Genomic DNA, 23,008 nt, shown 5'->3' with positions numbered 1-23,008 from the left:
AGACTGCTATGGATACGAACGCTCAGGCAACCTCGACCGGAGAAGCCGCCAGCCCGGCACCACAGGAGCCGATACGGCTCCTCAAGTCTTTCGTCGCTGCGACGCCGTTTTCCCCGGGGCGGCGCCCCTTTTTCAAGTACCGCGATCTCGGCCTGGAAGGCGCAAGCGGCGGGCGCATGCGCGCTTACCATTCCATGGCCATCGCCGGCATGCTGGAGCCGACTGGCTGGCACTACCACACGTGCGAGATGCAGTTCGTCTACGTCCTCAAGGGAACGATCGTGCTCGAGTTCGAGGACGGCACGGTCGGAACGTTCGGTGCGGGCGACTCGCTCTTCGTGCCGGGCGGCGTGCGGCACAACGAGGTGTATGCCTCCGAGGACAAGGAGACGCTGGAAGTCTCGGTGCCGGGCAAGATCGGTACGGTGAACGTGGAGCGGCCCGCCCATCTGCCTCCCGCGCTGCGGCCCGTCAGCAACAGCGCAGCTTGAGCGGAGGGCACTGGCGCAGTTCGATCGCCGTCCGATCGCGCCATGCGTGCAGCCTTCAATAGAGGCAGCAAGCTTGGTGCAGAGAGCCTATGTCCCGCGGTCGCTCACTTCTCCTGCCTGACCGGCATGGATGCGCCGCACGGTCTGGATGGTGTCCGCCTCGTCGGCCCGCTTGTCCGGGCGGTAGGTTTTGACGCGCGCGAAGCGCAATGCCAGCCCGCCCGGGTACTGGCTGCTTTCCTGGATTTCGTTGAACGCCACTTCCACCACGATCTCGGGTCGCACGTACACGGTGTAGGCGTCTCGGCTCGCTTCACGGCTCAGGAACTCGCGCGTCTGCCACGCGAGCATTTCGTCGGTCAATCCCTTGAACGTCTTCCCCAGCATGACGAAGCCGCCGTGCTGCGGATCGCGCGCGCCCAGGTGCAGGTTCGATAGCCACCCTTGGCGGCGGCCGTTGCCCCATTCGGCCGCGAGCACCACCAGGTCCAGCGTGTTCGGGCGCTTGATCTTGAGCCAGCCCGCGCCGGGCCTTCCCGCCTCGTACGGCTGGTCGAGCGCCTTGGCCATGACGCCTTCATGCCGGTGCGCGAGCGCATCATCGAAGAAGCGCGCGGCTTGCTCGCGATCGCTGGTGACGATGCGCGGCACGATCAAATCCTCCGGCAGCGCGCGCTGCAACGCTTCGAAGCGCCCCGCGGCGGCATGGTCCATCAGGACGTCGGCATCGCACAGCAAGCAGTCGAAGAAATACACGGAAAGCGGCACCCCGCGCCGCATCGCTTCGACCTCGAGCCTGCGGCCGAAGCGGCGCATGGTGGTCTGGAACGCGTGCGGCGTTCCGTCCGCCTTGAGCGCGATCGCCTCGCCATCGAGGATCAGCGCTGCCGCGTGCAGGCCGCGCACGGCCTCGACGATCTCGGGCACGCGATCGGTCACGTCGTTGAGGTTGCGCGTATAGATGCGCACCTCCGATCCGGACTTGTGCGCCTGCACGCGTGCGCCATCGAGCTTCCACTCGAAGGCCGCCGTGCCGAGCCGCTGCAATGCCTCGTCGGTGTCCTGCGCGGGCTGCGACAGCATCGGCAGGACCGGCCGCATGAGGCGGATGGAAAAGCGCTCCAACCCGGCCGCGCCTTCCGTCAGCGCGACGTGCGCCACTTCTTGCATGCCGCCAGCGAACATCGCGGCTCTGCGCACCGAGGCCGCGGGCAGGTCTGCCGCAGCCGCGACCGCATCGGCCATGATCCCTTTCAGCGCGCCCTGGCGCAGCTCGCCGACGACCAGCCGGGCGAGAAAATCGCGCTCCGGCGCGGTCGCGCGTGCGAACAGTGCGCTCAAGGATTGCGCGCGCGTCGTCGCGGAGCCTTTGCCGCTCGCCGATGCGAGCTCGGCAAAGGCGGCATCCACGTCCGGCAGGGTCAAAGCCGGTTCCGACGGCGCGCTGCCCGGTTCGAGATCGCGCAGCGCGGCGTAGGCGATGCCCAGCCTGCCCTGCCGCGTCTCGCCGCTGAGGAAAGCGATCGCAATCGGGATCTCGTCCGGTGCGAGCGTGCGCAGAAAGGCGGCCAGCGCGCGGATCTTCGCCAGGCGGCTCGAGGTCGCGGCCACCTCGCGCGATGTCGCGACAAGCTCGGCGAACAGCGCCATGCGCCCCCTTGCGCCCGAACGTCCGATCGACGCCAGCCGCTATGCCACTCGGATCACGACCTTGCCGAAGTGCTTGGCGCTTTCCAGGTACTCGTAGGCGGCGCGGGCCTCGGTGAAGTCGAACACGCGGTCGATCACCGGCTCGAGCTTCGCCACCTCGATCGCCCGGTTCATGTCCTCGAACATGTCGCGGCTGCCGACCTGGATGCCGCACATCGAAGCGCGCTTGACGAACAGCGCCCCGGGATCGATGGTCCCCTTGCCGGCCAGATTGCCCACCGCGCTGATGTGACCGCAATAGCGGATGGCGGCGATCGACCTGGCGAGCGAACCCGGACCGCCGACCTCGACTACGAGGTCCGCTCCCCGGCCCCCGGTGAGCTCGCACACGCGCGCATCCCAGTCGGGCGTGGCCTGGTAGTCGATGACCTCGCTCACGCCGAGCGCGTGCAGGCGTGCCACCTTGGCCGCCGATCCCGTGGTTGCGATCACGCGCGCCCCGGCCATCAATCCGAACTGGGCGGCGAACAACGACACCCCGCCGCTGCCGAGCGTCACCAGAGTCTGGCCTGCACGCAAGCCGCCGCGCTCAAACACAGCGTTCCAGGCAGTAACCGCCGCGCACGGCAAGGTCGCCGCCTGCTCGAAGCTCAGGTGCGACGGCACGCGCACCAGCCCTTCTTCGTTCAACACGATCTGCTCGGCCAGCACACCGTCGCTCGGCCCGCCGAGCGCCGAGGGCATGTACTCGGGCTGCAGATTGCCGCCCAGCCAGCGCTGCACGAAGATCGGCGCCACCCGATCGCCGACCTGCCAGCGGGTGACGCCTCGGCCCACCGCGACCGCCTCCCCCGCACCGTCGGAAAGGGGGATGGCGCCCGGTTTGAGGCCGACGCGGGAATACGTGCCGGAAACGATGTTGAGATCGCGGTGATTGAGCGAGCACGCGCGCACGCGCACGACGACTTCGCGATCTCCCGGTCGCGGTTCCGGCACGTCGACCCGTTCCAATGCGTCGAGGCTGCCGAGCGCGCCGAGCCGATAGCGCCACATCGCGCATCTCCTTGTGGTTGCGATTCCCCGTCGTCCGACGACGGTCCAGCGATTATGCGCCCGAGAAAATTTCCCCGAACATAGCCCGATGACGACAAGAGCGGCTGCATGCCGCGAGCGAAGGTGCGGCCCAGCCGGGGGAGCGCGCGGCCGCGTGCGTCCGTTCCTCAGTCGATCCTGAGATTGGCCGCCTTGATGACCTTCGCGTACATGACGATCTCCGACTTGATCATCGCAGCGAACGCCTCGGGGGTGAGGATCAGCGGAGTGGTCCCCATGCTGGCGAGCTTCTCCCGGGTGCTCGGCATGGCGAGCAGCGCGCCGATTTCCGCGGACAGTTTGTCGACGATCGCCTTCGGCGTGCCGGCGGGTGCGACCACTCCGTTCCAGGTCACGATGTCGAAACCGGGCAGTCCGGCTTCGGCGAATGTCGGCGTCTGCGGCAAGGCGTTCACGCGGCTCCTGCCCGACACCGCGATGGCCTTGAGCTTGCCGCTTTGCACGTGGCCGATGATGTTGATCGGCACCGAGTAGAACATCTGCACGTGGCCGCCGATCAGATCGATGGTCGCCGGCCCTCCGCCCTTGTAAGGAATGTGCTGCGTCTTCACGCCGGCGAGCACATTGAACATCTCGCCGGAGATATGCGTCGGCCCGCCGGCACCGGACGACGCGAAGTTGAGCTGGCCCGGCTTGGCCTTGGCCAGGGCGATGAGCTCCTGGACCGTGTTGGCAGGCACCCCCGGATTGAGCACCAGCACCTGGGGGCTGACGCCGATCCCTGCGACCGGCGCGAAATCCTTGACCGGGTCGTAGGGCGTCTTCATCAGCATCGGCAAGATGGAGTGGGTGCTCGGCGTGAGCAGGATGGTGTAGCCATCGGGCGGCGACTTCGCCAGCAACTCGGTGCCGATCACGGTGTTGCCACCGGGGCGGTTGTCGACGATCACGTTCTGGCCCCAGCGTTCGGTGAGGTGCCGACCCACCAGCCGGGCATTCACCGTCGTGCTGCCGCCGGGGGCGTAGGGCGTGATGAAGCGGATCGGCCGGTTCGGATAGCTCTGTTGCGCCTGGGCGACGCTGCACAGGACCCCCAACGACGCTGCAGCCAGGATCGGAACGACTCCTTTGAATGGTGTTCGCATGACCTCCTCCTGGTTCTCGAATCCGCGCCGGCCTTTCGTGCCTGGTGCGCGAGGCTATATTGCCACCGCTTCCAGTCTGGCGAGCGAAGCCCACTTCCTGGACTGCGCTCCTCGAGCATTGCCGCCTGCGCGGGAAATGAAGGGTCAGTGAGCCGTCATTCCCGCGCAGGCGGGAATCCAGAGGTTTGAATCTCAATCGTTCTGGATTCCCGTTTTCACGGGAATGACGTCTCCAACCCGGCATTGGAGGCAGCGCGCTGCAAGCGTTCGATTACACTATCGGCCTCCCGCCTCGAAGACCTCACCCCCGATGGATCACGCACCCGACAATGCCCCGCTGCTGTTCACCCCGATCAGGCTGCGCTCGATCGTGGCGCGCAATCGCATCGTCTGCTCGCCGATGTGCCAGTACGTCTCGGAAGACGGCGGCCCGACCGACTGGCAGCTGGTGAACTTCGGCCGCTTCGCGATGAGCGGCACCGGCATCGTCTTCGGCGAGGAAACGGCGGTGGAAGCGCGCGGCCGCAAGACCCACCACTGCGCCGGCCTCTACAAGGACAGCCACATCCCCGCCTACCGGCGCATCAACGAGTTCATCAAGTCGCTCGGCTCGGTGCCGGCCATCCAGCTTGGCCATTGCGGCCGGCGTGCTTCGGCGCATGGCCCGCTGAAGGATCGAGCGCCCCTTAACGCGACGGACGCCCACCAGGGACTGAAGCCGTGGCAAGGGCTTGCCCCCAGCCCGCTCTCCCCGAAAGCCCGGGCCGCCCCGTTCCGCGCGAAATGGATCGCTCCGACATTCGCGAGAACCTCGCCGCCTGGGGCGAAGCGGCGCAACGCGCGCTCGATGCCGGCTACGAAATCTGCGAGATCCACGGCGCGCATGGCTATCTCATCCACCAGTTCCTGTCGCCGGTATCGAACAAGCGCACCGACGGCTATGGCGGCGGTCTCGAAGGCCGCATGCGTTTCGCGCTCGAAGTGGTCGACGCGGTGCGTAGCGTGTGGCCCGCGGACAAGCCGCTGTTCTTCCGCACCTCGGCGGTCGAAGGCGCAGGCGGCGAATGGGGTATCGACGACACGCTCGCCCTCGCGCGCGAGTTGAAGACGCACGGCGTCGACGTGGTCGACTGCTCGTCGGGCGGCATCACGGGCGACGGACCGATGCCGGCGATTCCGCGCGTGCCCGGCTTCCAGGCGGGCTATGCTCGCGAGATCAAGCGCGACATCGGCATCCCGACCATGGCGGTCGGCCTGATCACCGAACCGGCGCACGCCGAATCCATGCTGCGCGACGGACATGCCGATCTCATCGCGCTCGCGCGCGAGCTCATGGACAACCCGAACTGGCCGCTGCAGGCCGCGCGCGCGCTCGGCTATGGCGATTCCTACGACCTCGTTCATGCCCGTGAAGCACAGCGGCTGCGGCTGCGCGAGCGGCACCGCGTGGACTACACGCCCGGGAGCGAGGTCCGGATCCCGTTCGGTCCGCGCGAACAAGTCCCCTACTCCTGGTCGACCTTGAGCGTCATGGACCGGGATGGCGGCTGATGCCCGCCGCGCACTCGACCGCGTTACGCACCGAATAAAGGAGCACGTCATGAAAGCAGTCGTATGCAAGGCCTGGGGGCCGCCGGAGTCGCTGGTGATCGAGGACCGTCCTGCGCTTCAAGCCGGTGCCGGCCAGGTCGTGTTGCGGGTGAAGGCGGCGAGCGTCAAGTTCTCCGATACGCTGCTCATCCAGAACAAGTACCAGACCCAGCCGGAGCTGCCCTTCATTCCGGGCGGCGAGGTCACGGGAATCGTCTCCTCGGTCGGACCCGGAATCGAAAGCTGGAAGGTGGGCGATCGCGTCAACGCCCAGACCACCTACGGCGGCTATGCCGAGGAAGTGGTGGCCGAAGCCGATCGTATGACTGCGATTCCGGACTCGATCGAATTCGCGGCCGCAACCGGCCTGTCGTCGACCTACGGCACCGCCTATTACGCGCTGGTCGATCGCGGTCGTCTGCGCGCCGGCGAAACGCTGCTGGTGCTCGGCGCGGCCGGCGGCGTGGGCCTGGCGTCGGTCGAGGTCGGAAAGGTCGTGGGCGCCAAGGTGATCGCGTGCGCGTCGAGCGAGGAGAAGCTCGCGGTTTGCCGCACCAAGGGCGCGGACGAGACGATCAATTACGCCACCGAGGATATGCGCGCGCGGGTAAAGGCGATCACCAAGGGCAACGGCGTCGACGTGATCGTCGACCCGGTCGGCGGCACCTACTCGGAGGCTGCGTTGCGCGACATGGCCTGGGGCGGGCGTCACCTGGTGATCGGATTCACCGCCGGCGACATCCCCAAGATCCCGCTCAACCTGCCGCTCATCAAGGGCTGCGAGATCGTCGGTGTGTGGATCGGCGCATTTGCCAAGCGCGAGCCCGCGAAGCACCGCACGAACGCGCAGACGTTGTGGCAATGGATGGCGCAGGGAAAGATCAAGCCGTACATCTCGGCGACCTACCCGCTCGAGCGCGTCGCCGATGCGCTCAATGCGCTCACCGAGCGCAAGGTAGCAGGCAAGGTCGTGCTGACGCCCGAGGCGTAACGGGGCGATCACCGCGTCGATGACAACCATCCGGGAAGCATCGAGTGGTCTGGACCCCCGCGTTCGCGGGGGTGACGGGTTGGCGTCATTCCCGCGCAAGCGGGAATCCAGATACATGACATCCAATGTCGCCATTCCCGGTACAACGGAAATGCAGGAAGCCTAACAGCCGGTTTGCGCTTCCGCCGAATCGCAATTTCCAAGTAACAGTCTTCCGGTCATTCGAGGCAACTTCATGCAAGCCACCCAAGCTCTCGCCCGGTTCGTCGCAGAGACGCGATACGACGATCTGCCGCCCAGCCTGATCGCCGAGTGCAAGATCGCGCTGCTGGATGCGCTCGCCGCCGCATTCGTCGGCTCGTCGCTGCCGTGGGCGCGGCGGGTGGTGGAGATGGTGCACGAGCTGGGCGGCGCCCCACAGGTCTCGGTCGTCAATCAGCCGTGGCAGACGGACGTATCGCGTGCCGCGCTTGCCAACGGCGCGATGATCGGCGCGTTCGAATGCGAGCCGCTGACCGGCTCGCATGCATCCGGCACGGTGCTGCCCGCCGCGCTCGCCATCAGCCAGCGCGACCATCGCAACGGCAAGGATTTCCTGCTCGCCTTAGCGCTCGGCTTCGAGCTCTCGGGGCGATTGAACCGGACCGCCGTCGGATTGGAGTCCACGCGCGGCTTCCACAACCCCGGCGTGCAGGGTCCGTTCGGCGCCGCCGCCGCGGTCGGGAAACTGTTCGGCTTCGACGCCGAGACGCTTGCGAGCGCCCTGGGACTCGCCGGCTCCTGCGCCGCGGGCCTGCTCGAATTCGCCTGGGCCGGCGACGATACCAAGCGCATTCACCTGGGCCGCGCCAGCTCGATGGGCCTGGAGAGCGCGCTGCTCGCGCAGAAAGGGCTGCACGGTCCCGTGACCGTAATCGAAGGCCGCTACGGCTACTTCAATGCCTTCTCCGAGCCGACCGACATCGCGAAGCTCACCGACGCGCTGGGAAGCAAGTGGATCATCCAGCCCGCGTCGCACAAGGCCTACGCCACTCACGTGACGCACCAGGCCGTGGTGCAGGCGATCCAGGACATGAAGCGCGAGGTTGGCATCGACCCCAGGACCATCACACACGTGCGCATCCGAGGTGCCCACCGCATCCTGGAAGACCGGCATTGCGTGCGCGACCCGAAGACGGTGATGGGCGGACAGTACAGCCTGCCGTTCACGGCCGCGGTGGCGCTCACGCGCGACATGTCCAACCCGCTCGTGTACGACCAGGCCGCGATCCAGGATTCGCTGGTAAGAAATCTGGCCGCGAACATGGAGCTGGTCGTCGACAAGAGCCTGCACGATCTGTTTCCAGCCGAGGTGACGATCGCGTGCGGCAGCAAGACCTTCACCAAGCTCACTTCCGCGCACAAGGGCTCGCCTCACAACCCGCTCACCTGGGAAGACGCGTGCGAGAAGTTCAGCCGCTATACGCGCGGAATCATCGGCGCGCAGCAGGCGCAGGCAATCATGGAGGCGGTCGCCGGCCTGGAGAGGCAGGACGACATGGGCCGAATCGCCGCGCTGACGGCCAAAGCATGAAACCACCGGACCCGCAGTTCGCGCCGAGCGAGTCCGATTCCATGCCGTTGAGGCGGCCGGTTTGAGGCGCGCAGGCCGGGATCACTCTTCGATCTTGATCCCGGCCGTCTTGATGATGTTCGCGCTCTGCGCGTAGTCGGCCTTCATCTGCGCCGCCATCTTCTCCGGACCGGTCGGATACGGTTCCATGCCGGAGTTGATCAGCCGTTCCCGGATGTCGGGCATGGCGACGATGCGCGCGACCTCGACCGAGAGCTTGTCGATGATCGGTTTCGGCGTGCCGGCCGGGGCGACGATGCCCTGCCAGTTCTTCGGATCGTAGCCCGGCAATCCGGCTTCCGCATACGTCGGCAGGTCCGGCAGCGCCGCCGTGCGCTTTTCGCCGGTGATCGCCAGACCCTTGAGCCGGCCGCCCTTGATATGCGGGATGACGTTGATGGCGTTGGAGAAGGAAGCTTGCACGCTGCCGCCCATGAGCTCCACGATGCCCTGCTGTCCGCCCTTGTAGGGGATGTGCTGCATCTTCACCCCCGCCATGATGTTGAACAGCTCGCCCATCAGGTGCTGCGAGCTTCCGCTCGAAACGGATGCGACGTTGAGCTGCCCCGGCCGCGCCTTGGCATAGGCGATGAACTCCTGCAGGTTGGTCACCGGCAGCTTGGGATTCACCACCAGGATGTAGTTGGTCTTCGCGATGATGGTGACCGGCGCGAAGTCGCGAAAAACGTCATACGGCGGCTTGCCGAGCAGGGCGAGCACGACCTGGCTGTTGCCCGCGAGCAGGATCGTGTAGCCGTCGGGCGCGGCCTTCGCCACGGCGTCGGCCCCGATGATGGTGTTGCCTCCGGGCCGGTTGTCGATGATCACCGGCCGGCCCCACGCCTCGGTGAATTTCTCTCCGATGAGACGCGACAATGCCGTTGTACTTCCACCGGGCGGATACGGCGTCACCCAGCGAATCGGCTTGTGCGGATAGTCCTGAGCCGCGAGCGTCCCGGAAAACATCGACAGCACGGCGACGATCGCGATGCCGGTCAGGCTGGCGCGAGACCACATTGTGAAGCCCTCCTCAGGGTATGTCTGCATGCACGTGCGCAACCATACGAAGCGCGAGATGCATCATGCCAGAACGGCTCAGCGGTGGCGACGCCACCGCTGCCGCGCATGCGTGAGAACTGGTACAGTCGTCCTGCGACAGCGCCCGCCGCCGTCCGCGTATGCTGCGAACCAGCGGCGTACCGGGCGAAGCCGACGCATACACCAGGATGCGAAGTACGTGCGCTGCATCGATGATAGCCACCACGACGGAGGACTGATGAGCACAACGGGTATGTCCAGATCGCTCGGAATCGCGCAGGCGGTCTTTATTGCCGCGATGGCTGCAGGCAGCAATGGCCTTCAGGCAGCGCAAGCCGAATTTCCGACTCGCCCCGTGCGGCTCGTCAATCCTTACACACCGGGAGGTTCCGTCGACCTGGTCGGGCGCGCGCTCGCGCAAGGACTGACCGAGATCTGGGGCCAGCAGGTCATCGTCGATAACCGCCCCGGCGCCGGCACGACCATCGGCACCGAGCTCGTGGCGCGGGCGGAGCCCGACGGCTACACCATGCTCATCAACAGCGCGGCCATCGCCATCATGCCGAGCATCTACAAGAACCTGCGTTTCGATCCGGTACGCGATCTGACCCCGATCGCGATCACGGCCGTCAGTCCGTTCATGATGGTCGTCAACCCCGGATTCCCAGCCAAGTCCGTGCAGGACGTCATCAATCTCGCCAGGAAGGAATCGGGAAAGATTCCGGCCGCCTCTTCGGGTGCCGGCAGCACGAACCATCTGACCCTCGAGATGTTCAAGTCGATGGCAAAGATCGATCTGCTGCATGTGCCCTATAAAGGCGGCAATCCCGCGATCGCAGGCCTGATGGGCGGGCAGACGAAGCTCCACTTCAACACGCCGGGGACGCTGTTGGGACACGTGAAAGCGGGAAAACTGCGCGCCATCGCCATGACGAGCGCCAAGCGGGTCGATTTCATGCCCGATCTGCCGACTGTGGCAGAGTCCGGCGTGCCCGGATTCGAAGCGAATGTCTGGTATATCGTGGCCGGACCGAGAAAGCTCCCAGCCAACGTCGTGCAGCGCTGGAGCGATACGATCAACCAACAGATGAAGACGCCCCGGGCCCAGGAGCATCTCCGTCGCACCTATATGACCAACTTCCCCAATACACCGTCGGACGCCGCCGCCTACTACAAGCGCGAGGTCGAGCGTTGGGGGGCAGCCGTCAAGGCTGCAGGCATCGAAGCGCAATAACCCTGCGCAAACGAAGCAACGCCGGCGCGCAAGCGGGGCAGGACAAGCGGGGCGACAAGCGGGGCGGGAGTGTGCTCCGCTGCGCCCGGGGTGTATCCTTATAGGGTGCTTTCGCTGCCTGGGCCACGATGCGGACGGCGCCTTGGCGAGCGAACAGCAGACCGCGTCCGGGTCGCACCGGCGTAACGCGGATCAGTCAAAAGCACCAGTTCACACGAGGAGCCTACCATGGCCGGTTATCCGAAGATCATCCATACCGAAGAAGGCATGCGCGACGGCTTGCAGATCGAGGACAGGGACATTCCTGTCGCTGCGAAGATTCGTCTGCTCAACGCCTTGTCTCTTACCGGGCTGCAGGAAATCAACGTCGGCTCCTTCGTGAGCCCGAAGTACACGCCGCAGATGGCCTGCGTCGACGAGCTGATCTCCGGCTTCGAGCCGCAGCCGGGCGTGAAGTACACCTACACGGCGCTCAACGACAAGGGCGTGGAGCGCGCCAAGGCCTACACCCCGCCGCTCAGCCCGCGCGTCAGCGAGTTGTCGACGCGCGTGGACATGTGCGACGCGTTCGCCCAGCGCAACACCAACCGCACGCAGGCGCAGCAGATCGCTGTCTGGCCGAAGACGATTGCCAAGGCGGTGGAGAAAGGCGTCACCGAAGGCGGCATGTCGATCAGCAACGTCTGGGGCTCCAACTGGATCGGCCAGGCGCCCTTCGAGCAGCACATGCTGATGTTCGATCGCATGTACCGCATGTGGGAGGACGCCGGCATTCCCGTGACCAAGGTCGGCATGGCGGACGCGACCGGCTGGAACATGCCGCACGAGGTCGAACGCACCCTCGTGGGCCTGAAAGAGCGCTATCCGACCATCAAGGACTTCAACCTGCACCTGCACAACGCGCGCGGCGTGGCGCTCGCCTCGATTTATGCCGCGCTCAAAGTGCTCGACGGAGCCGACACGCTGCGCCTGCAGACCTCCATCGGCGGCATGGCGGGGTGTCCGTATTGCGGCATGGGCCGCGCGGCCATGATGATCGCGACCGAAGACCTGATGCACATGCTGCAGGAGATGGGCATCTACACCGGCGTCGATCTCTACAAGCTGATCGAGTGCGTCTGGCTTGCCGAGGAGATCGTGGGCCATCAGCTGTTCGGCTTCACCTCCAAGGCCGGTCCGCGCCCGCACTACGACAAGCTCTACGCGATGGACATGCCGCACATCGAGACGCTGGAGCAGGCGAAGCACTTCATCCTCGGCAAGAAGGCCTACGAGGGCGCGCACTCGCCCTGGAACGAGCCGATCACCAGCTGGCAGCGTCCCGAAGCGCCCGGCTACAAGGAGAAGCTCGCCAAACAGGGCGAGAAGCCCGAGTCGATCCCGGGCGTGCAGCCCAAGCTGGTCGCACGCTGAGGCGATAGGCGCGCGCAAGCGTGGCGCGCTCCGGCCGGGCGAGGCATCTCGCCCGGCCGATGTAGTCAAGCATCTTTGCCTTGGCCGTCCGCGCGTTTGCTCGGACGGCCCGCCCCTGCAACGAATCCAGTGCATGCCGCACGCAAGCGGCGTCAAGATAGCTCATGGTCATACGATTCAAGACAGTCCTGCTCGCGCTCGCCGCAGCCGGAAGCGCAATCGCCGCGGGCGGCGCAGCCGCACAGGCGAAGAGCGATTTCCCGAGTCACCCCGTGCGCCTGGTGAACCCCTATGCGCCCGGCGGCTCGGTCGACCTGGTGGGGCGCGCGGTTGCCGCCGGCATCACCGAGATCTGGAGCCAGCAGGTGATTGTGGACAATCGTCCGGGCGCCGGCACCTCCATCGGCACCGAGCTCGTCGCCCGCGCGCAGCCCGACGGTTACACCATGCTGTGCAACAGCTCGGCCATCGCCATCATGCCGAGCATGTACAAGAACCTGCGTTTCGACCCCATGCGCGACCTGCAGCCGATCGTGCAGATTGCAGCCAGCGAGCAGCTGCTGGCGGTGCATCCCGGGCTGCCGGCGAAGAACGTGAAGGAACTGATCGCTCTCGCAAAGAGCAAGCCGGGCGAGATCACCGCCGCTGCCTCCGGCATCGGCAGCTCGACGCACCTCAACATGGAGCTCTTCAAGACCATGGCGGGCGTCGACATCCTGATCGTGCCGTACAAAGGCGGAGGCCCCGCCATCACCGATCTGATCGGCGGTCAGGTGAAGGTGTTTTTCAATTCGGCCAACGCCTTCCTGCCCCTCATGAAGGCGGGCCGCGTGCGCGTGCTGGCGACTACGGGAGCGAAGCGTGCCCAGTATGCGCCCGACATTCCCACCGTCGCCGAAGCCGGCGTGCCGGGCTACGAATCGTCCAACTGGTTCGGAATCTACGGCCCGAAGAGCATGCCGCCCGCGCTGGCGCAAAAGTGGAACCAGGCGGTCAACCAGTACCTGCGCACGCCGCAGGCGAAATCGCACTTCGGCAAGAGCTACCTGCGCATCGTCGGCGGCAGCGTCGACGAATTCACCGCGCACCACAAGGTGGAGACCGCGCGCTGGGGAAAGGTGATTGCTTCGAGCGGGATTCAGGCGCAGTAGCGGGCAGACTGGGTCCCGCGACGGGACCAGGTGTTGCTGATCGCATCAGCGCGTGCGAGGCTCGGCTCTTGTTATTGCTCGTCACGAGCCGGGAAGGCGCGATCTGCGCCTGTTTACGCAACAAGCAAGACCGACTCCCGGCGAAAGGAGGGCTTGGCTGTGCAACGCTATGGAACGATCCGCATCGACCCTCGAGATGGCCGGTTCATTTCCGTCGTCGCCCTTGCCGCCATCCTGTGCGCAGGTTGCGACACTCCACAGACTCGAGGCGAGTACCCGGGCGAGTACCCGGGCGCGCAGCAAGGCGAGCGGCGCGATCAATTCATGTGCCGCGACGGCGAGCAGATTCGAATGCGCTTCTTCGACGCAGAGGGCATTGCCGTTCTGAGCCGGCGCGGCAGAACGGTGGAATTGAAGCTGCAATCTACCGAGTCGGGGAACATCTACAGCAACGGCCCGACCACCGTGCGCAGCAAAGGTCGAGACCTCAGGCTGCAGATGGAGGGCATGGAACCGATCGAATGCCGGTCCCAGCGCTCGGACTGATGAAGGATGGCACAGGGGCAAAGCGGCCCCTGTCGCCGGCCCGGATGGCGAGGGGCATAGAACGCCCTTCGCCGTGCCGGATGGCGAGGGGCATAGAACGCCCTTCGCCGTGCCGGATGGCGAAGGGGCATAAAACCGCCCCTGTCGCCGTGCCGGATGACGAAGGGGTATAAAACCGCCCCTTCGCCGTGCGCTACCGCGGCGGAATTACGCTGTCGACAACGGCGCGAACGTCCTTCGCCTTATCCAGATCCATGATGGCGTTCAGCGCCGCATCGACCTGCGACGGCTTCAACACCGCGCCGGCCAGCAGCTTGAACTTGTCGAACACCGCTTCCTTGGTCTCCCAGCCGTAGGTATCGCCGCGCGCATTGTTCGCTTCGATGCGCGCAGCGACCAGGCGCTCGCCGTTCTTGAGCGTCACGGTGAGATCGAGCCAGTGCGAGCCGCCGCGCGCACGATGCGGGCGCCCCGCGTGCTCGGGGTCCTGCACGATGCTCACGCGCTTGAGCATGTCCTGCACCGCGGGCCGGGCGGCCGCCTCGTCGGTGAAGCTGGAAAGATCGAGCTTGCCGCCGTCCACGATGATGGAAGCGACGGTGAACCAGCTGGAGAACTTGCCTTGCAGCCCGGATTTCGGCCAGCGCAGGTTGGGCGCCATGCACGACGGCTCCTGCGTGGTGACGATGTCCACCCGCTCGACCTCCTCGGCCTTGACGGGATGCTTCTTCAGCAGATGCGTGATGGCGGTGTTGGCGCCGTGCGTGCCGCCGCAGCAGGGCCAGATCTTGATGCGGATGCCGTTGGCTACCTCACGGCCGCTGCCCATGAGCGCCCAGGGATGACCCAGATGGCGCGTGCAGTTCGCGAGGCTCATCATCTGCTCGCCGTACACGGCCGCATAGCCGAACCGATGCTCCATGATGTCGGGGCTCGCCTCGTAGCCCTTCTCGGCCATCTTCGCCGCCATCACCGCGGCGCGGCACGCGTTACCCGGGTGGAAGGGCTTGGTCATGGTGCCGAAGTTGCCGCGCAGGCCCGCAGCCTGGCTCGCGCCGATGCCGATCGCCATGCGCGTTTGCATCTCGTCGAGACCGAGCATCTTCGCCGCCGCGGCGGTCGAGCCCAGCGTGCCGATGCTGGAAGTGTTGTGCCAGCCCTTGCCGTAGTGATCCTCGCCCATGGCGTGGGTGACGTTGGTGGTGATGTCGAAGCCGACGATGTAGGAGAGCAGCGCCTGCTTTCCGCTCGCGCGTTGCTCTTCGCCCAACGCGAGCACGACCGGCATGAGCAGCACGGCCTGGTGGCCGGCGGCGAAATCGTCGAAGTCCTCCGAATGGCCCAATGTGCCGTTGGCCATGGCCGCATTGACGGCATTGGTCTCGATGCGCGTTCCGAGCACCCTGGAAACGGGCTTGCCGCCCAGTTCCTCGACCACGCCGGTGATGATCTTCCCGAGCGGACGCGTGGTGCCGTAAAGCGCGCAGCCCACCGCGTCCAGCAGGCACAGTTTCGCCAGGTTCACCGCCGGCGCCGGAATGTCCTCGAATTTCGCTTCGGCGATGAAGCGGGCCATGCGTTGTGTCGTGCCCATCGTGCCTCCTTGCGGTTCCAGGTGGTGTTGCCAAATGTATTGCGACTGTATTGTTCAAGCGCGGCCTGGCGCGGGCGTGCGGCCGCCAAGGCGTCAAATGCGCGTCAAATGCGAGTCAAATGACGATCTTCGCCTTGAATGCTTCGATCTGCTCCGGCGTGTAGCCGATCTCGCGCATGATCTCGTCGGTGTGTTCGCCGACTTCCGGCGGTGCGGTGCGAATGCGGAAAGGATGCCTGGAGAGCTTGAACGGCTGCGCCACCAGGGCCGTATCGCCGAGCTTCGGATGCGCGAGCGGCGCCGCCATCCCGAGATGCTTGACCTGCGGATCGTCGAACACCTGGTTCATCTTGTAGATCGGTCCGCACGCCACCCCGCCCTTTTCCAGCCGGGCGATCAGGTCCTTCGAAGTGAACCGCTTGGTGATCTCGCCCAGATCGACGTTGAGCGCCGCCCGGTTCTTCGATCGCAGCTCGGACGTGAGGTACTCAGGCCGCGTCGTCAGTTCCTCGGCGTCGAGCCCCTTGCAAAGCCGCTCCCACATCATCTGCCCGGCCGCGGCGATGTTGACGTAGCCGTCCGAAACGGGAAACACGCCGGTCGGAATCGAGGTCGGGTGGTCGTTGCCCGTTTGCTCGGGAACCTCGCCTTTCACGAGATAACGCGCGGCCTGGAAGTCGAGCATCGCGATCATCGCACCGAGCAGCGACACGTCGACCCACTGGCCTTCGCCGGTTTCCTCGCGCTCGAGCAGCGCGGTGAGAATTCCGAGCGCCAGGAACAGGCCCGCGGAAGAATCCGACACCGCGATCCCGGCGCGCACCGGCCCCTGCCCCGGAATGCCGGTGATCGCCATGAGCCCGCCCATGCCTTGCGTGATCTGGTCGAAGCCTGGGCGCTTCGCATACGGCCCGTCCTGGCCGAAGCCCGAGATGCTGCCCAGCACGATGCGCTTGTTCACTTTCCGCAGCGACGCGTAGTCGATGCCGAGCCGATCCTTCACGTCGGGGCGGAAGTTCTCGACCACCACGTCGGCGGTCTCCACCATCTTGCGGAAGATCGCGAGCCCCTCGGCGTCCTTGAGGTTGAGCGTCATCGCGCGCTTGTTGCGGTGCAGGTTCTGGAAATCGGGCCCGAGACGCGAACCGCCGAAGGAATCGCCCAGCTCGAGCTTCGGCGGGCTTTCGATCTTGATCACATCCGCGCCCCAATCGGCGAGCTGGCGCACGCAGGTCGGCCCCGAGCGTACGCGAGTGAGATCGAGCACACGAAATCGGGCCAGCGGTCCGGTGCGTTTCGGAGTAGCGTTCATGTCGAGCTGCAATGGAGAATAGGGACAGCTCGATTCTAACGCTCATCGCTTGCGGCTGCGCCACGGACGACATGTTGGACTGCAGCGATCTGTCACCCCCGCGAACGCGGGGGGCCAGGGAGTCTCGTTCTGGATTCCCGCTTGCGCGGGAATGACGAATTACAACGGATCTGCGATCCACGACATGAGCGAACTGGATCGATTGGAGCGATCGGCCGTTCGCGACACTGGGGCAATCGCGTAAATTTGAGCGACAATGCGTCAGCTCGATCGTTCGGCTTCCGTGCGCGAGCCGAGCGCGATCGTGCGCGTCGATTCGCTGACGCGCCACGATTCCCCGGTAAGGCTGCCCCGCATGGCGGCAATCGAAGCCGGAGCAAGGCGCCCATCGTTCATCCGGCCCGGCCGGGCCGCAACCAGGAGGAGCATGATCATGGCAAGGCTGCCTCTCATCACCAGCAAGGATCAGGTCGCACCCGAGCACCACAAGATCGCCGATGCCGTCATCGCGAGCCGCGGCGGCATCCAGGGGCCGTTCACGATGCTGATGCATTGCCCGGACGTCGCCGCCCACCTCGAGGCGCTCGGCGGCTACGTGCGCTTCAAGGGCAAGCTCGACATGCGCGTGCGCGTGCTCGCCGCCATGGTGGTGGCACGCGAGTTCGAGACGCTCTACGTCTGGGGCGCCCAGTCGGGATCGGCCCGAAGACAAGCTGTACCGGAGTCGACCATCACGGCGATACGCGAAAAGCATTCGCGCGGCCTGCCGCCCGAAGACGCGCAAATCGTCGATTTCACCCGCACGCTGCTCGAGAAGCACCGAGTCGACGACGCGCTGGCGCAGGCGGTGCTCAAGCGCTTCGGCAACGAGCAGTTCATCGAGCTCACCGGAACCATCGGCTACTACAGCCTGTTGTGCATGTCTGCCAATGCATGCGAGCTCCCGGCCGGCTCGGGCCAGGAGGTGCTGAAGGTCTAGCGATGCATCTGAAGAGCGGCACTATCGAGGCCGGGCAGTAGCATGGCCGAGCTGTCGCCATCCAATCTGTTCGATGTCCTGGACGCTGCCGCCGAGCGCTACGGCGAGCGCGAGCTCCTGATCGTCGGCCGGCGCCAGGAGGTCGCCACGTTTCTCCAGCTGCGCGATCGGGCGGATGCATGCGGGCGCGTGCTCGCCGCGCTCGGCGTGCGGCCCGGCGATCGCGTCGCCATCTGGATGACCAATCGGGTCGACTGGGCCGTTGCGGCGTATGGCGCTGCCCGCTGCGGCGCCGTCACGGTCGGGGTGAACACGCGGCTTTCGCCGCGCGAGGTCGCGCACCTGCTGCTGCTCACGCGCCCGCGCATCTGGATCGCCGAAGCACGCTTCTTTGGCCGCGGCAGCGCCTGCGAAAACATTCCGGCCGTGCTCGAAGCGTTCGCGCAGCGCAAGGTGAACGCGCCGGAGGTGCTGCTGCTGACGGACGACGAAGTGCGCATGCCCGGCACGCGCGATTGGTCCGAGAGCCTCGCCCGCAATGCCGACGCGCCGGCATTGCCGCCGGCCGCCGAGATGATCGCCCGGATGGCCGAGGGCGAATACCCGTCACTGGCAGGGGCTGCGGTCATCCTGTCGACTTCCGGCACCACGGCCGCGCCCAAAGGCGTCGTGCTCGGCCACTCGGGGATTGTCCGGCTCGCGCGCGCAGTCGCGCAGCGGCAAGATCTAAAGCCTGGCCAACGCTTCTACAGCGTGGGACCGTTCTTCCATGCGTCCGGCTACATGCATGCGCTGCTCACCAACCTGGTCGCCGGCTCGACGCTGTACACGAGCCGGCCGTATACCGCGCAGGAAGCTTGGGAGATCCTCTCCGGGGAGGCAATCAACGCGTATCACGGCTCGATCGTCCCGCTGCAGGAAGTGGCGCGGCTGCCCGGGTTCAGGAAGGAGAAGGTCGGTGCGCTCACCCGCGCCTGGTACAGCGCACCGGCGACCGAGATGGCGCGACTCGAAGGTTTGTACGGCACTCGCATGTGCGAGGTGTACGGGCTGACCGAGACCGCGGGCAACGTAAGCATCTGTCATGTGAGCGATCCACTCGACATGCGCCACGACTCCGACGGCCGACCGCACGACGGCGTCGAGGTCGCGATCGTCGATCCGCAGAGTGGCGCCCCGTTGCCCGACGGCACGCCCGGCGAAATTCGGGTTCGCGGCTTCAACGTGATGCTCGGTTACTTCCGCGATCCCGAAGCCACGGCGGCCGCCGTCGATGCGCAGGGTTGGCTGCGCACCGGCGACCAGGGCGTGAAGCTTCCCGGCGGCTACGTCAAGTTCCTGAGCCGCATCAAGGATGTCATCCGCGTGGGCGGCGAAAACCTGTCGCCGCTGGAAGTCGAGGAAGTGCTGATGGGCCATCCCGAAGTGCAGGATGCGGCCGTCGTCGCCGAGCCGCATCCGAGACTCGGTGAAGTGCCGGTCGCGTTCCTCGTTTTGCGCCCGATCCACAGCACCACGGCCGAAGCGCTCGACGCGTATTGCAGGGAGCGGCTCGCGAATTTCAAGACACCGCGCCGATTCATTTTCGTCGACGACATGCCGCGCTCGAACGCCGTCAATCGCGTGTCGAAGGCGCGGCTGCGGGAGATGCTCGCGAAGGGCGAGGTGTAGCGGCGACCGAAAACCACACCCCTTGCAGGGCGCGCATCGGCATGCAGGCCGATGCCGTTCGCCCGGCGCGGACCGCCTCGTACAGCTTCGGCGCAGGCTCGAACATCTGCGCCCCGGCGGTTGGCGTCGACTCGCTTTGCGGTCGATCCCCACAAGTGGGGCCCCTCGCCCGGGAAGCTCGCGCCGCTATGGTCCGCGAATTCCCGGCCTCACCCCCGGCGCTTCGCGCCACCCCGCCTCGTGAGAGGCGGGGAGATGCAAGTGCGCTCCCCTCCTGACAAGGAGGGGCGGGACGCGCGAGCGCGCGGACGGGTGGTCTCGCCTCGAGCGTCGCAAACAGTCCGAATCAACGCGACGGCAATGCCGCCAGGAACCGATCCACGATGGCGGCAAACCCCTCGCGATCCTCCTCGTTCGGATAGTGTCCCAGGCCCGGCATGGTGACGATCTGCACTTGCGGCAGTACGCGCCTTAGCTCCTCCTGGGTCTCGGCCGGAACGATCGTGCTCGCGCCACCGAGGATGTAGATGATCGGCGCACGGATCGTCTTCACGAAGCGCCAGATCTCGGTGGGCACGAAACCTTTCTCGATGTCGGGATCGCGCTTGAGCACGATGCGGCCGTCGGCGCGCGGCTTCGAATTGTGGGTGGCGATCAGGCGCAGCGTGGATTCGGGGATGCGCGGATAGTCGGACTTGAGCTGCGCGAGCAGTGCCTCGACCGAGGCCCAACCCTGCTGCTCGCGCGCCATGCGCGTGCTGCGCCCTGCCGAGATCTCCTTCGGCCGCTCGGGACCAACGTCCTCCACGATCACCGCCTTCGTGAGGCTGGGATGCGTGCCCGCGAACACCTGCGCGACCCGCCCGCCGGTGGAATTGCCCCATAGCACGATGTCGCGCAAGCCCAGCTGCTCGACCAGCCCTTCGAGATCCTGCACGTAATCCTCGACCAGGTAGGCGGCCTGCGAATGCCAGGCCGATTCGCCGTGGCCGCGCATGTCCATCGCGATCACCCGGTAGCGGTCTACAAAGTGCGGCGCGATCGGATCGAAGCTGCGCGCAAGCCGCCCGATGCCGTGCAGCAGGATGAGCGGCGGTGTGTTTTCACTTCCGGGCTGTGCCCAGTCCACAAAGTGAATACGCAGCCCGTTGACGGTCGCGTAACGATCGACGGGGGATGTGGAAGAGGCGGATACGTTGGGTGCTTCGGCCATGAGATCTGCTCCAAACAATCGTGCATACAAATGCCAAGCGGATGACCGCGAGCCAGGGTGGACTGTCCGCCGGCGCCGGGGGGCTCGGTTGCCTTGGGGTCGGTTGCTTCCTGGAGTTCGACGCGGCTTGACTCTCTTGCCGGATTCTACGACGCCTGCCCGCCAAAGCGGCATCGCAGCCGCGAGGCTCGTCATCCCCTACGGCAGGCGTTGGGAAGCATGCGTCGGCGCAGTCAATCCATAGCAGGTATGAGCCTCGAAGGCGGTAGTTGATGGGCCTTCGAGGAGGTTGTGCGCCACGCGCCTTGAGAGTAGCCTGCGGCACTGCTTTACCGGCACGGCCTCGGCTGTGCGACACACAACAACGGCAAGGAGGAGCAGATGGCATACAGCAGCGTCATGCGGATCGCGTTCGTGCTCGTTGCAATTGGTGTGGCAGGCGTCGCCCGTGGCGCGGCGCCGCCGGATACCGCCGCGTATCCGTCGAAACCCGTGCGTTTGATCATTCCATTCTCTCCCGGCGGCACCAACGACATCCTTGCCCGCCTGATCGCCCATCACCTCACCGAGAGGCTCGGCAAAACCGTCATCGCCGACAACCGCCCCGGAGCAGACGGCGTCATCGGTACCGACCTAGTCCACCGCGCCAACCCCGACGGCTACACGCTGCTCATCCTCTCCTCGGCCTATGCGATGAACCCGGCGGTGCGCAAGCTGCCGTACGACCCGAAGAACGCCGTCGAGTTCATCCTGAAGATGGGCGACGGACCCACGCTGCTGAGCGTCGGGCCCGCGCTGCCGGTCAAATCGGTGAAGGAGCTGTTCGCGGCCACCAAAGCCAAGCCGGGCGAGATCATCTTCGGCACCTCGGGCGGCTTCCAGTACTTCGCCACCGCGCTCCTGCGCACGGTGTCCAAACAGGACTTCAACATCGTGCTGTACAAGGGCACTGCCCCGTCGTTGATCGACATCATCGGCGGCCAGACCCACGCCTGCATCGCGCCGATCGTGCCGTCGTTGCCGCATCTGAAGTCGGGCAAGTTGAAGGCGCTCGCCGCCGGCACCATCAAGCGCAGCACCATGTTTCCCGACCTGCCGACGCTGGACGAGCTCGGCTACAAGGGCTTTCATGCCTCCAACTGGTACACGATCGCAACCACGCCCGGCACGCCCAAGGCGATCGTGAGCAAGCTCTACAACGAGATCTCCGCGTTCATGCGCTCACCCGCCACAGTGAAGACCTTCACCGCCATGGGCGGCGAAGTCGACATCCTGAGCACCGAGGAAGTGCGCAAGTTCGTCGCGGAGGAAATGGTGAAGTGGCGCAAGGTCGCGATCGATTCGGGCATGCCGCGCGATACGAATTGAAACGGCCTGATAAGCGAGCCTGACCACGCGTACCGCGGCGCAAAAACGCAAGGAGACGATTCCATGATGCCGACAGAGTACGACGTTACGGGCAAGGTCGTTTTCATCACCGGTGCGGGACGTGGCATTGGCAAGGGCATCGCCCAGGTGCTGGCAGAAGCCGGAGCGGACATCGCGCTCAATGCGTTGACGCCGAAGTACGTGACCGATACCGCGGCGAGCATCGCCGCGGCGTCCGGGCGGCGCGTGGTTCCGGTCGTTGCCGACGTCACGCAACCCGACAGCGTGCGCCGCGCGATCGATTCGGTCCTCGGCACGTTCGGACGCATCGACGTGCTGGTGAATGCGCTTGGCGACTCCATTCGCAAGCCGCTGGTGACGCTTCCCGGCAAGGAAGCCACACCCGGCGTGACCGACGACGAGCTGCGCTTCATCATCGACATCAACCTGACCGAGGCGTTGCTGTGCACACGCGCGGTCGGCGCCCACATGCTCGAGCGCCGTTCCGGAAAGGTCATCAACATCGCATCCTGGACCGCGCATCAAGGCGGGCGCGACCTCGTGCTCTACACCGCGGCCAAGACGGGGCTCGCCGGATTCACGCGTGCGCTGGCGCTCGAATGGGCGCCTTACAACGTGCACGTCAACACCATCGCGCCGGGAATCTTTCCGGATGTGGTGACCTCGGGCGAGGAGCGCGTAAAGCAAACGACCGCGCGTGCCGAGCAAACGGTCCCGCTCAAGCGTCCTGGAAATCTGCGCGAAGTAGGATTGCTCGCGCTGTACCTCGCCTCGCAGGCATCCGACTACATGACCGGTCAGACGATCCTGCTCGACGGCGGGCTCGGCCTCTAGTATGGTGAATCGAAAATTCGTCGTAATTCGTCATTCCCGCGCAAGCGGGAATCCAGAACGAGACTCCACCTGGACCCCCGCGTTCGCGGGGGTGACGAACTT

At 65.8% G+C, this 23,008-nt stretch carries 18 protein-coding genes and 1 pseudogene; 12 read left to right on the top strand and 7 right to left on the bottom strand.

The annotated features are described in order from the left end of the window. Positions 1 to 8 precede the first annotated feature (8 nt). Positions 9 to 491 (top strand): cupin domain-containing protein, encoded by a 483-nt coding sequence (locus GEV05_11370; protein MPZ43985.1) that lies wholly within the window; start codon positions 9 to 11, stop codon positions 489 to 491. 87 nt (positions 492 to 578) lie between these two features. Here GEV05_11370 and GEV05_11365 read toward each other — a convergent pair whose 3' ends face one another. The 3 genes from GEV05_11365 to GEV05_11355 all read right to left on the bottom strand — a co-directional run bounded on the left by GEV05_11365 (position 579) and on the right by GEV05_11355 (position 4,339). Next, positions 579 to 2,141, bottom strand: a complete 1,563-nt coding sequence (locus tag GEV05_11365; GenBank protein ID MPZ43984.1) for an ATP-dependent DNA ligase — start codon at positions 2,139 to 2,141, stop codon at positions 579 to 581. A gap of 39 nt (positions 2,142 to 2,180) precedes the next feature. Further along, a complete protein-coding gene (locus tag GEV05_11360; protein ID MPZ43983.1) occupies positions 2,181 to 3,194 on the bottom strand; it encodes a zinc-binding dehydrogenase in 1,014 nt (337 codons plus the stop codon). Positions 3,195 to 3,361: 167 nt separating this feature from the next. Further along, the gene (locus GEV05_11355; protein MPZ43982.1) at positions 3,362 to 4,339 is read right to left on the bottom strand and encodes a tripartite tricarboxylate transporter substrate binding protein; all 978 of its coding nucleotides are present in this window, start codon (positions 4,337 to 4,339) and stop codon (positions 3,362 to 3,364) included. 310 nt (positions 4,340 to 4,649) lie between these two features. Between GEV05_11355 and GEV05_11350 the strand changes: the two are divergent. The 3 genes and pseudogenes from GEV05_11350 to GEV05_11340 all read left to right on the top strand — a co-directional run bounded on the left by GEV05_11350 (position 4,650) and on the right by GEV05_11340 (position 8,493). Further along, a pseudogene (locus tag GEV05_11350) lies at positions 4,650 to 5,890 on the top strand (NADH:flavin oxidoreductase/NADH oxidase). A 49-nt stretch (positions 5,891 to 5,939) separates the two neighbouring features. After that, on the top strand, positions 5,940 to 6,920 hold the full coding sequence (locus GEV05_11345; GenBank protein ID MPZ43981.1) for a zinc-binding dehydrogenase: 981 nt from the start codon (positions 5,940 to 5,942) through the stop codon (positions 6,918 to 6,920). A gap of 235 nt (positions 6,921 to 7,155) precedes the next feature. Further along, positions 7,156 to 8,493: a hypothetical protein gene (locus tag GEV05_11340; protein MPZ43980.1), complete on the top strand. Its 1,338-nt coding sequence runs from the start codon at positions 7,156 to 7,158 to the stop codon at positions 8,491 to 8,493. A gap of 81 nt (positions 8,494 to 8,574) precedes the next feature. On the opposite strand, the gene GEV05_11335 is transcribed toward GEV05_11340, so the two are convergent. Next, complete coding sequence (locus tag GEV05_11335) at positions 8,575 to 9,579, bottom strand: tripartite tricarboxylate transporter substrate binding protein (GenBank protein MPZ43979.1); 1,005 nt, start codon at positions 9,577 to 9,579, stop codon at positions 8,575 to 8,577. On the opposite strand from GEV05_11335, the gene GEV05_11330 reads away from it, so the two are divergent. From GEV05_11330 to GEV05_11315, 4 genes are all read left to right on the top strand, one after another. Beyond that, complete coding sequence (locus GEV05_11330) at positions 9,521 to 10,804, top strand: tripartite tricarboxylate transporter substrate binding protein (protein ID MPZ43978.1); 1,284 nt, start codon at positions 9,521 to 9,523, stop codon at positions 10,802 to 10,804. The genes GEV05_11335 and GEV05_11330 overlap by 59 nt on opposite strands. A gap of 246 nt (positions 10,805 to 11,050) precedes the next feature. After that, complete coding sequence (locus GEV05_11325) at positions 11,051 to 12,217, top strand: citramalate synthase (protein MPZ43977.1); 1,167 nt, start codon at positions 11,051 to 11,053, stop codon at positions 12,215 to 12,217. 164 nt (positions 12,218 to 12,381) lie between these two features. Beyond that, positions 12,382 to 13,368 (top strand): tripartite tricarboxylate transporter substrate binding protein, encoded by a 987-nt coding sequence (locus tag GEV05_11320; protein MPZ43976.1) that lies wholly within the window; start codon positions 12,382 to 12,384, stop codon positions 13,366 to 13,368. Positions 13,369 to 13,527: 159 nt separating this feature from the next. After that, positions 13,528 to 13,914, top strand: coding sequence for a hypothetical protein (locus GEV05_11315; protein ID MPZ43975.1), 387 nt, complete (start codon positions 13,528 to 13,530; stop codon positions 13,912 to 13,914). Between the two features lie 193 nt (positions 13,915 to 14,107). On the opposite strand, the gene GEV05_11310 is transcribed toward GEV05_11315, so the two are convergent. After that, positions 14,108 to 15,508, bottom strand: a complete 1,401-nt coding sequence (locus tag GEV05_11310; GenBank protein ID MPZ43974.1) for a hypothetical protein — start codon at positions 15,506 to 15,508, stop codon at positions 14,108 to 14,110. Positions 15,509 to 15,623: 115 nt separating this feature from the next. After that, the gene (locus GEV05_11305; protein ID MPZ43973.1) at positions 15,624 to 16,820 is read right to left on the bottom strand and encodes a CoA transferase; all 1,197 of its coding nucleotides are present in this window, start codon (positions 16,818 to 16,820) and stop codon (positions 15,624 to 15,626) included. 433 nt (positions 16,821 to 17,253) lie between these two features. Between GEV05_11305 and GEV05_11300 the strand changes: the two genes are divergently transcribed. Both GEV05_11300 and GEV05_11295 read left to right on the top strand, forming a co-directional pair. Beyond that, a complete protein-coding gene (locus tag GEV05_11300; GenBank protein MPZ43972.1) occupies positions 17,254 to 17,799 on the top strand; it encodes a hypothetical protein in 546 nt (181 codons plus the stop codon). A gap of 42 nt (positions 17,800 to 17,841) precedes the next feature. Continuing rightward, a complete protein-coding gene (locus GEV05_11295; protein ID MPZ43971.1) occupies positions 17,842 to 19,470 on the top strand; it encodes an AMP-binding protein in 1,629 nt (542 codons plus the stop codon). A 346-nt stretch (positions 19,471 to 19,816) separates the two neighbouring features. Here the strand turns inward: GEV05_11295 and GEV05_11290 are convergent, their stop codons facing one another. Then, the gene (locus GEV05_11290) at positions 19,817 to 20,878 is read right to left on the bottom strand and encodes an alpha/beta fold hydrolase (protein ID MPZ43970.1); all 1,062 of its coding nucleotides are present in this window, start codon (positions 20,876 to 20,878) and stop codon (positions 19,817 to 19,819) included. 186 nt (positions 20,879 to 21,064) lie between these two features. Here GEV05_11290 and GEV05_11285 point away from each other — a divergent pair, with 186 nt between their 5' ends. Together GEV05_11285 and GEV05_11280 are read left to right on the top strand one after the other, a co-directional pair. Next, positions 21,065 to 22,051 (top strand): hypothetical protein, encoded by a 987-nt coding sequence (locus GEV05_11285; GenBank protein ID MPZ43969.1) that lies wholly within the window; start codon positions 21,065 to 21,067, stop codon positions 22,049 to 22,051. A gap of 63 nt (positions 22,052 to 22,114) precedes the next feature. After that, complete coding sequence (locus GEV05_11280; protein MPZ43968.1) at positions 22,115 to 22,906, top strand: SDR family oxidoreductase; 792 nt, start codon at positions 22,115 to 22,117, stop codon at positions 22,904 to 22,906. Positions 22,907 to 23,008: the final 102 nt, after the last annotated feature.

The organism is Betaproteobacteria bacterium, from assembly GCA_009377585.1.
GTDB lineage: Bacteria > Pseudomonadota > Gammaproteobacteria > Burkholderiales > WYBJ01 > WYBJ01.
Note: the sequence above shows the minus strand (reverse complement) of the source record. Positions and strands in the feature narration are given on the sequence as shown.

Excerpts from the sequence above, each read along its gene's own strand:
- GEV05_11370 (MPZ43985.1), top strand. The coding sequence starts at position 9 with ATGGATACGAACGCTCAGGCAACCTCGACCGGAGAAGCCGCCAGCCCG.
- GEV05_11365 (MPZ43984.1), bottom strand. The coding sequence starts at position 2,141 with ATGGCGCTGTTCGCCGAGCTTGTCGCGACATCGCGCGAGGTGGCCGCG.
- GEV05_11360 (MPZ43983.1), bottom strand. The coding sequence starts at position 3,194 with ATGTGGCGCTATCGGCTCGGCGCGCTCGGCAGCCTCGACGCATTGGAA.
- GEV05_11355 (MPZ43982.1), bottom strand. The coding sequence starts at position 4,339 with ATGCGAACACCATTCAAAGGAGTCGTTCCGATCCTGGCTGCAGCGTCG.
- GEV05_11345 (MPZ43981.1), top strand. The coding sequence starts at position 5,940 with ATGAAAGCAGTCGTATGCAAGGCCTGGGGGCCGCCGGAGTCGCTGGTG.
- GEV05_11340 (MPZ43980.1), top strand. The coding sequence starts at position 7,156 with ATGCAAGCCACCCAAGCTCTCGCCCGGTTCGTCGCAGAGACGCGATAC.
- GEV05_11330 (MPZ43978.1), top strand. The coding sequence starts at position 9,521 with ATGCCGGTCAGGCTGGCGCGAGACCACATTGTGAAGCCCTCCTCAGGG.
- GEV05_11335 (MPZ43979.1), bottom strand. The coding sequence starts at position 9,579 with ATGCAGACATACCCTGAGGAGGGCTTCACAATGTGGTCTCGCGCCAGC.
- GEV05_11320 (MPZ43976.1), top strand. The coding sequence starts at position 12,382 with ATGGTCATACGATTCAAGACAGTCCTGCTCGCGCTCGCCGCAGCCGGA.
- GEV05_11310 (MPZ43974.1), bottom strand. The coding sequence starts at position 15,508 with ATGGGCACGACACAACGCATGGCCCGCTTCATCGCCGAAGCGAAATTC.
- GEV05_11305 (MPZ43973.1), bottom strand. The coding sequence starts at position 16,820 with ATGAACGCTACTCCGAAACGCACCGGACCGCTGGCCCGATTTCGTGTG.
- GEV05_11300 (MPZ43972.1), top strand. The coding sequence starts at position 17,254 with ATGGCAAGGCTGCCTCTCATCACCAGCAAGGATCAGGTCGCACCCGAG.
- GEV05_11295 (MPZ43971.1), top strand. The coding sequence starts at position 17,842 with ATGGCCGAGCTGTCGCCATCCAATCTGTTCGATGTCCTGGACGCTGCC.
- GEV05_11290 (MPZ43970.1), bottom strand. The coding sequence starts at position 20,878 with ATGACGAGCCTCGCGGCTGCGATGCCGCTTTGGCGGGCAGGCGTCGTA.
- GEV05_11285 (MPZ43969.1), top strand. The coding sequence starts at position 21,065 with ATGGCATACAGCAGCGTCATGCGGATCGCGTTCGTGCTCGTTGCAATT.
- GEV05_11280 (MPZ43968.1), top strand. The coding sequence starts at position 22,115 with ATGATGCCGACAGAGTACGACGTTACGGGCAAGGTCGTTTTCATCACC.